Here is an 8,250-nt window from a genome sequence, read left to right as displayed (position 1 = left end):
GTCCTTGGCGGGGGTGTCCTCGAAGGTGTCCTGGACGGGCTCATTGACGATCATGTGGGTGACCCTCCGATCAGCGGTAGGACGGTCGCAGGACGAGTACGTGCGCGGGCGTGACGCCCGGATCAAGACGCACGTAGTTGGCCCTGCCCCAGTGGTAGGTCTCGCCGGTGAGCTCGTCGCGCACCGGCACGGACTCGTGCCAGTCGAGCCCGAGCTGTGGCATGTTCAACGAGACCGTGGCCTCCTGGGTGTGGTGAGGGTCGAGGTTCACGACCACCAGAACCGTGTTCGAACCGTGCGTGCTCGCCGCCGTCTTGGAGTACGCGAGCACCGAGGGGTTGTCGGCCTCGTGGAAGCGCAGGTCGCGCAGGCGGCGCAGGGCCGGATTGGAGCGCCGGACCCGGTTGAGCGTGGTGAGCAGGGGCGCGAGGGTGCGGCCCTCGCGTTCGGCGGCGGCCCAGTCGCGCGGGCGCAGCTCGTACTTCTCCGAGTGCAGGTACTCCTCGCTGCCGGGCCGCAGCGGGGTGTTCTCGCACAGCTCGAACCCGCTGTACACGCCCCAGGTGGGGGAGAGGGTCGCGGCGAGCACCGCGCGGACCGCGAAGGCCGGGCGCCCGCCCTCCTGGAGGTAGGCGTGCAGGATGTCGGGGGTGTTCACGAAGAAGTTGGGCCGCAGGTAGTGCGCGGTCTCGGTCGACAACTCCGTGAGGTAGTCGGTCAGTTCCTCCTTGGTGTTGCGCCACGTGAAGTACGTGTACGACTGGTGGAAGCCGATCGCGGCGAGGGTGCGCAGCATCGCGGGGCGGGTGAAGGCCTCGGCGAGGAACAGGACGTCCGGATCCGTGCGGTGGATGTCGGCGAGGACCCGCTCCCAGAACGCCACCGGCTTGGTGTGCGGGTTGTCGACGCGGAAGACGCGCACCCCGTGCCCCATCCAGAAGCGCAGCAGCCGGACCGTTTCGGCGGTGATGCCCGGCAGGTCCCGGTCGAAGTGGATCGGGTAGATGTCCTGGTACTTCTTCGGCGGGTTCTCCGCGTACGCGACGGAGCCGTCGACGCGGCGGGCGAACCAGTCGGGGTGCTTCTCCACCCACGGGTGGTCGGGCGAGCACTGGAGCGCGAAGTCGAGCGCCACCTCCAGGCCCAGGCGGTGCGCCTCGGCCACGAAGGCGTCGAAGTCGTCCAGCGTGCCCAGGTCCGGGTGGACCGCGTCGTGCCCGCCCTCCGGGGAGCCGATCGCCCAGGGCACCCCCACGTCGTGCGGCCCGGCCGACAGGGAGTTGTTGGGGCCCTTGCGGAAGGTGGTGCCGATGGGGTGGACGGGCGGCAGATAGACCACGTCGAAGCCCATGTCCGCGATGGCGGGCAGCCGCTTCGCCGCCGTGCGGAACGTGCCGGACACCGGCGGCTCGCCGGGGCGGACCACGGCACCCTCCGAGCGCGGGAAGAACTCGTACCAGGAGCCGAAGAGCGCCCGCTCGCGGTCCACCCGCAGGGGGAACGGCCCGGTGGAGGTGACCAGCTCGCGCAGCGGATGGGCCGCGAGGACGGCGTCCACCTCGGGGGTGAGCGCCCCGGCCAGGCGCGCGGCGGGCGCCCGCGAGGTGTCGCGCAGCGCCTCGATCGCGGCGTCGACGGGGTCGCGCAGCGCGGCGGGCACCCCGGCGGCGGCGCGCTCGTACAGCAGGACGCCCTCCTGGAGGACCAGGTCGGTGTCGATGCCCGCCGGTATCTTGATCCGCGCGTGGTGGCGCCAGGTCGAGAGGGGGTCGCTCCACGCCTCCACCGTGAACGTCCAGTCGCCGGGGGCGTCCGGCGTCACGTCGGCGCCCCACCGGTCGGTGCCCGGCGCCAGCTCCCGCATCGGCGTCCACGGTCCGGCCCGTCCCACCGGGTCCCTGAGCACCACGTTCGCGGCGACCGCGTCGTGTCCTTCGCGGAAGACGGTGGCGCTGACCTGGAACGTCTCGCCGGGCACGGCCTTGGCGGGCCTTCTGCCGCCGAGGACCGACGGCTCGACGCCGAGTATCGGGATCCGTCCGGTGACGGGTACGGAGGTGAACTCCCGTACGGACTCGCTGGGTTCGGGCATGACCGCTCCTGTTCCGCGTACGCGTCGGCGGATTCTGGTCGTGGAGGGGTTCCGCGGGTGCGCGTGCGCGTCGGTGGACCGGACGGGTGCACGCGCGTACCGGAGGAGCCTTCCCACGCTTCTCGGGTGGGCAATCCGGCGCGTTGTTAACTACTCACGCGTAACGACGTACACAAGACCGGCCGCGGCCGGGCACGGCGGACCCCCGGCAGGAGGGAGTGCGTCCTGCCGGGGGCGTCGGGCGGCCGGAGCGGCCGGTGGGGCCCGCGCCGCCGTGGCGCGGTCGGCGCGGGCCCGTGGTGTGGATCAGCGGACCTGGAGCAGCCTGTTGGGCGTGCCGGGGGCCGGGTTGCCGATCAGGTTCTTGGCGGACCGGTCCACCAGGACCCGCATCACCTCGGCGGGCGTGGCGAACCGCCGCTGGGCGAGGTAGAGCGCCGCGGCCCCGGCGGCGTGCGGCGCCGCCATCGACGTGCCGGACAGCTCCCGGGACGCGTTGTCGTCGGCGATGCCCGCCGACCGGATGCCCAGACCGGGTGCGAACAGGTCCACGCGGAGGCCCCAGTTGGAGAACGCGGCCCGTCGGTCGCCTCGGTCGGAGGCCGCCACCGTGAGCGCCTCCGCGACGCGCGCGGGCGAGGACCCGCTCGCGGGCTGGTTGGAGTTCCCGGCGGCCACGCTGTACGTCAGCCCGGACGCGATGGAGTTCCGCACGGCCTGGTCGAGCGCCGCGTTGGGGCCGCCGCCCAGGCTCATGTTGACCACCGCGGGCTTGCGCGCGGTCCTGGTCACGAAGTCGATGCCCGCGATCACCTGGGCGATCGTGCCCGAGCCCTGGTTGTTGAGCACGCGCACGCCCACGACCTGGGCCTTCTTGGCGACGCCGTACTTCGTGCCCGCGGCGGTCCCGGCCACGTGCGTGCCGTGCCCGTTGCCGTCCTCGGCCACCGGGTCGTTGTCCACGAAGTCGAAGCCGGACCGGGCCCGGCCGCCGAAGTCCCGGTGGGTGGTGCGCACGCCGGTGTCGACGACGTACACGGTGACGCCGGCGCCCGCCGTGTCCGGGTAGCGGTAGAGGCGGTTGAGCGGCAGCCGCACCTGGTCGACGCGGTCCAGGCCCCAGGACGGCGGGAACGGCTGGATCCGGTCGGCGTGGACCGCGGCATCCCGGCTGACCGCGGCAACCGACGGGTCGGCAGCGAGCCGCCGCGCCTCGGCGGGGCTGGCCTTGACCGCGAAGCCGTTGAGGGCGGCGCGGTAGGTGTGGCTGATCCGGACCCCGTACTCCTCGGCGAGGTCCCTGCCCTCCTCGGACGCGGCGCGGGTGTCCGCCTTCAGGGTGACGATGTAGCCGCGGTCGGCGGCCTCGGGCGCGGCGCCCGCGGCCGGTGCGACGACGGCGAGCGTGGCCGCCGTGGCGACGGTCGTCGCGACGGCGGTCCACCGTATGTGCCGCGCTCGCGGCAGCGTGATGTTCTTGCGCATGTGCTGGCTCCCCCTCCTGGGACGCGACCTTCCCTCCCCTGCGACCGCGTGCCCGGCCGCGTGACGGCACGCGTCCATGGCAGCGTGACCGGCGGGGTGGAGGGCTACAAGCCGGTGCGAGGCGGGGGAAACCCGCTTTACCAGGACTTGCCCAGGCTTGCCCCGAGCGTACTCGTGCAACCCGAGCACAGGCTTGGAGGAGCGGGGGAGACCCGAGGTCCGGCTCGGGTGCCGGGTCCCCCCGGAGCACGAGACGGCCCCCCGGCAGGCGGTGGAGCGTCCTGCCGGGGGGCCGTCGGTACGGGCTACTTCACTTGGAGCAGGCGGTTCGGCGACCCGGAGCCGACACCGGACAGCTTGTTCCTCACCGACCGGTCGGTGAGCCACTTGGCGACCTTCGCGGGCTTGGCCGTGCGGTGGTCGGAGAGGTAGAGGGCCGCGGCCCCGGCGACGTGCGGCGCCGCCATCGAGGTGCCGTCGAAGGTGTCCGTCGCGGTGTTGCTCCGGTTCGACGCGGACTTCACCGCCACGCCCGGGGCGAACAGGTCCAGGCGCGAGCCCTTGTTGGAGAACCAGGCGCGCTTGTCGCGGCGGTCGGTCGCCCCCACGGTGACGGCCTCCTTGACGCGGGCCGGCGAGGAGAGGGTGGCCGACTCGTTCTCGTTGCCGGCCGCCACCGTGTAGGTGACGCCGGAGGCGATCGACTTGCGCACGGCCGTGTCCAGCGGTCCGAAGGCCGGGACGCCGATGCTCATGTTGGCGACGGCGGGCCCGCGCGCGTGCCGGGTCACCCAGTCGACGCCCGCGATGATCCCGCCGAGCGTGCCGCCGCCCTCGCTGTCGAGCACGCGCACGGCCACGATCTTGGCCTTCTTCGCCACGCCGTACTTCGCGCCCGCGACGGTCCCGGCCACGTGCGTGCCGTGGCCGTTGGCGTCCTGCGCGTTCGCGTCGTTCCCGATGAAGTCCCAGCCGGAGCGGGCCCGGCCGCCGAAGTCCTTGTGCGAGGTGCGCACGCCGGTGTCGATGACGTAGACGGTCACCCCGGCGCCCTTCGACCGCGGCGCGGTGTAGCGCTTGTTCAGCGGCAGGCTCTTTTGGTCGATCCGGTCCAGGCCCCACGGCGGGTTGGCCTGCTGCGACCGGACGCGGGAGATGCCCCGCGGCTCCACGTGCACCGTGCGGTCCGCGACCACGCCGGTGACGGCCGGGTCGGCGGCGAGGCGCCGCGCCTGCTCCGCGGTGGCCCGGACGGTGTAGCCGTTGAGCGCCGCGCTGTACGTGTGCTGGATGCGGGCGCCGTACTTGCCGGCGACCTCCCTGCCGTCGCCGGAGGTGGACTTGGTGCCCGCCGCCAGCGTCACGATGTAGGTGGCGCCGCGGCCCTCGCTCGCGCCACCCGCGTCGGCGCCGATGGCCGGCGTGGCCGCGGACACCAGGCCCGCGGTGGTGACGGCCGCGACGGCCCCCGCCCAGCGCCGTCTTCTCGCGCGTATCGAATCCATGTACCGGTTCCCTCCCCTGGACGCCCTGTCCCGCACGCCCTGTCCTGTACGCGCTGCGCGACCGCAGGCGTGCTCGGCAGCGTCTCGTGTGCGGATGAGCCGTCACAAGCCGGAACGCGAGGCGGAATCGGTCATATCGCCCCTCGCTCCGGCTGAGGACGGCTCAATCCAAGCTGTTGCTTGGGAGCATGCTAGTAAAGCCGAGGATTGACTTGGGTTTCGCGGTGCCCCGATGATCGGGACAGGGCCCCGGGCGGCAACCCGCCCCGCCCACGACCGGGATCCGGACCCGGCGGGGGACGGGCGGGTGCCGACCCAGCCGGGCGGGGCTGCCCCCCCCGGCCCCGGTATCGCGTTGACAGGGTGCGGTACCGGCGCCTGTAATGGTGCGCGTGCCGCGTGGCTCGGGCCGGAGAGCAGTGGGCAGGCCCCCGACCGGGCGAGCACCTTCACCAAGGGACACGACCTTGCGTACACCCGCCATGTCGCCGTACGGCGACGGCGTCCCCGCGCCCTCGTCGCCGCCCGGCTGACGTAACCGCGCCCGGGACCCTCCGTCTCCCCTGCCTTCTTCCGTTCCTCCGCGCGCCGCGCCCGCCCGTGTGCCGCCGCGCGCCGCATCCCCCTGTCTGGAGCACCTTCCGCATGACCACGCCCACACGCGTACCCGCAGCCCTGGCCACGCCCCGGGAACCCCGCGCCGTGACCACCCTCGCCGACAAGCTCCTCGACGTACACGACTGGCTGCGCGACCAACTGACCCACCTGCGCGCCGAGTCCGCCGCGCACCTGGCGGCGCGCGCCGCCCACCAGGGCCCCGGTGAACCGCCCGCGCCCGGCCTCGGCCTCCAGATCCGGCAGCGCTGCCTGGAGTTCTGCGACGCGCTCACCTTCCACCACACCGGCGAGGACGACCACGTCTTCCCGGGGGTCCTCGCGCACCACCCGCACCTGCGCGACCCGCTCACCCGCCTCGGCGAGGAGCACCGCGAGATCGCCCGCCTCAAGGAGCGGCTGCTCGCCCTGCTCGACGACCTCGGCACGGCGCCGGCCGAGGAGTTCCTGATCACGTTCGACGACTTGGCGGGGCGGCTCAGGGACCATCTGGCGTATGAAGAGACCTGGCTGGTGCCGGTCCTGGCCGACGTGCCGTTCCCGCCCGGCCCGCCCGTACCCGACCCCGAGGAGGACACCCCGATGACCAGTCCCGTCCGCGTCAAGGACTTCGACCACCTGGTGCTCACCGTCCAGGACGTCGAGCGCGCCCTGGAGTTCTACTGCGGCACGCTCGGCCTGGAAGGCGTCCGCGTGGAGGAGTGGCGCGCGGGCGAGGTGCCGTTCCCGTCGGCGCGGGTCAGCCCGGTGACCATCATCGACCTCGTCGCCGGGGAGCGCGGTGAGGCCAACGTCGACCACATCTGCCTCGTCGTCGAGCCGCTCGACTGGCAGGAGGTCGTCGACTCGGGGGCGTTCACGGTCCTGGAGGGCCCGGTCGGCCGCTTCGGCGCCCGCGGCGACGCCCAGTCGATCTACGTGCGCGACCCCGACGGGAACTCGGTCGAGCTGCGCTGGTACCCCCAGGACGCCGAGGACGCCCAAGACGCCCAGGACGCCGAGGACCCGGAGGCCCAGGCCTGACCCGGCCCCCTCGCGTACCGGCGCACGGTCCCTCGCACGCGCGCCGGTACGCGCCGGTCCGCTACTCTGCCGGGGCGTTCTGTCAGGGGCATGCGAACGGCCCCTGACGGGGCCTCGGGCACACGGGAGCACAGGGGGACGGGGCGGGATGATCGGTCGGTTGAGGGACGCTTCCCCGCGTCGGATCGGGCCGTACGAGACCATCGCCCGGCTCGGCGCGGGCGGCATGGGCGAGGTGTTCCTCGGCGTCCCGGCGCGGGCCTGTGCGGAGCCGGGCGGGCCGGACGCCCCCGGGCCCCGCGACCGCCCTGGGGCGTACGACGCGTCCGGGTCCGCCGGCCGACCCGCGCCGGACGGCGCCTCCGGCCCCGGCGGACCGCCCGCGCCGTACGACCCGGACGGGCTCGTCGCCGTCAAGGCCGTACGCCGGGACGTCGCGGGCGAGCCCGCCTTCCGGGCCCGCTTCCGGCGCGAGATCGCCGTCGCCCGCTCCGTCACCCACCCGCACGTCGCCCGCCTCGTCGCCGGGGACGCCGACGCCGAACAGCCCTGGCTCGCCACGGAGTACGTCGCCGGGCCCACCCTCGCCGACGCGGTGCGCCGGCACGGCCCGCTGCCTGCCGCGGCCGTCGCCGCGCTCGGCACCGCCCTGGCGCGCGCCCTCGCCGCCGTGCACGCCGCCGGTGCGCTGCACCGCGACCTGAAGCCCGCCAACGTCCTGCTCGCGGCGGACGGCCCCAAGCTCATCGACTTCGGCGTCGCCCGCACCCCCGGCGCCACCACCATGACCTCCACCGGGCTGCTCGTCGGCACCCCCGGGTTCATGTCTCCCGAACACGTCGCCGGGGGACGGCACGTGGTCACCGCCTCCGACGTCTTCTGCCTCGCCTCCGTGCTCACCTACGCGGCCGCGGGCCGCGACCCGTTCGGCGACGGGCCGGTGGCCGCCGTCCTGTACCGGGTCTCCCGCGCCGAGGCCGAACTGGACGCGGTGCCCGACGCGTTGCGGGACGTGCTCGCCGCCTGCCTGGTCGTGGACCCGGCGGCGCGGCCCGGCCCGGAGGAACTGGCCGAGCGGCTCGCCGCCCCGCGCGGCGCGGACGGCGACGGTGGCGACGGGTTCGGCTGGCCCGCGCCCGTCCTGGAGGCCATCGGCGAGGTGCGGCGCGACGTCCGGCAGCTCTGCGCCACGGGGCGCCCGCTCCTGCCGCTGCCCGCACCGCCCCGGGTGCCGCGCGCCGCCCCCGGCGCCCCGCCGGACGCGGCGCCCGTACCGCCGGACTCCGTACCGCCGGACGGGGCGTCCGTATCGCCGGACGGGGCGTCCGTATCGCCGGACGCGGTGTCCGTACCGCCGGGCCAGGACCCCACGCCCACGTGGTCACCCACCGTCCTCAACACCCCGACCGCGCCGGGCACCTCGCCCGCCTCGCCCCACGAGCTGCCCACGATGGGCGCCGCCGCGCACGGCGCGACGGTCACCTCGCCGGCCCCGCCGCGGCGGCGCCGCCGCACCGCGCTCGCCGTGCT

4 protein-coding genes and 2 pseudogenes are annotated in these 8,250 nt (G+C 74.5%); 3 read left to right on the top strand and 3 right to left on the bottom strand.

Translation table 11 applies throughout. The features are described 5' to 3' along the window. Positions 1–50: 50 nt before the first annotated feature. The 3 genes and pseudogenes from IE330_RS36785 to IE330_RS36775 all read right to left on the bottom strand — a co-directional run bounded on the left by IE330_RS36785 (position 51) and on the right by IE330_RS36775 (position 5,082). A pseudogene (locus IE330_RS36785) lies at positions 51–2,092 on the bottom strand (alpha-1,4-glucan--maltose-1-phosphate maltosyltransferase). 306 nt (positions 2,093–2,398) lie between these two features. After that, positions 2,399–3,577, bottom strand: coding sequence for a S8 family peptidase (locus IE330_RS36780; RefSeq protein WP_190140534.1), 1,179 nt, complete (start codon positions 3,575–3,577; stop codon positions 2,399–2,401). A gap of 305 nt (positions 3,578–3,882) precedes the next feature. Further along, positions 3,883–5,082, bottom strand: a complete 1,200-nt coding sequence (locus tag IE330_RS36775; RefSeq protein ID WP_190140533.1) for a S8 family peptidase — start codon at positions 5,080–5,082, stop codon at positions 3,883–3,885. A gap of 645 nt (positions 5,083–5,727) precedes the next feature. Here IE330_RS36775 and IE330_RS36770 point away from each other — a divergent pair. The 3 genes and pseudogenes from IE330_RS36770 to IE330_RS36760 form a co-directional block, all read left to right on the top strand. Next, positions 5,728–6,210: pseudogene (locus IE330_RS36770) on the top strand (hemerythrin domain-containing protein); the annotation flags it as partial. Between the two features lie 69 nt (positions 6,211–6,279). Further along, positions 6,280–6,720 (top strand): VOC family protein, encoded by a 441-nt coding sequence (locus tag IE330_RS36765; protein WP_190140536.1) that lies wholly within the window; start codon positions 6,280–6,282, stop codon positions 6,718–6,720. Between the two features lie 160 nt (positions 6,721–6,880). After that, a partial coding sequence (locus IE330_RS36760) for a serine/threonine-protein kinase (RefSeq protein WP_308439077.1) occupies positions 6,881–8,250 on the top strand: 1,370 nt, incomplete at its 3' end.

Origin of the sequence: Streptomyces longispororuber, from assembly GCF_014656095.1 — a bacterium.
In the GTDB taxonomy this organism is placed as follows: domain Bacteria; phylum Actinomycetota; class Actinomycetes; order Streptomycetales; family Streptomycetaceae; genus Streptomyces; species Streptomyces longispororuber.
This window is presented reverse-complemented; position numbering and strand designations above follow the sequence as displayed.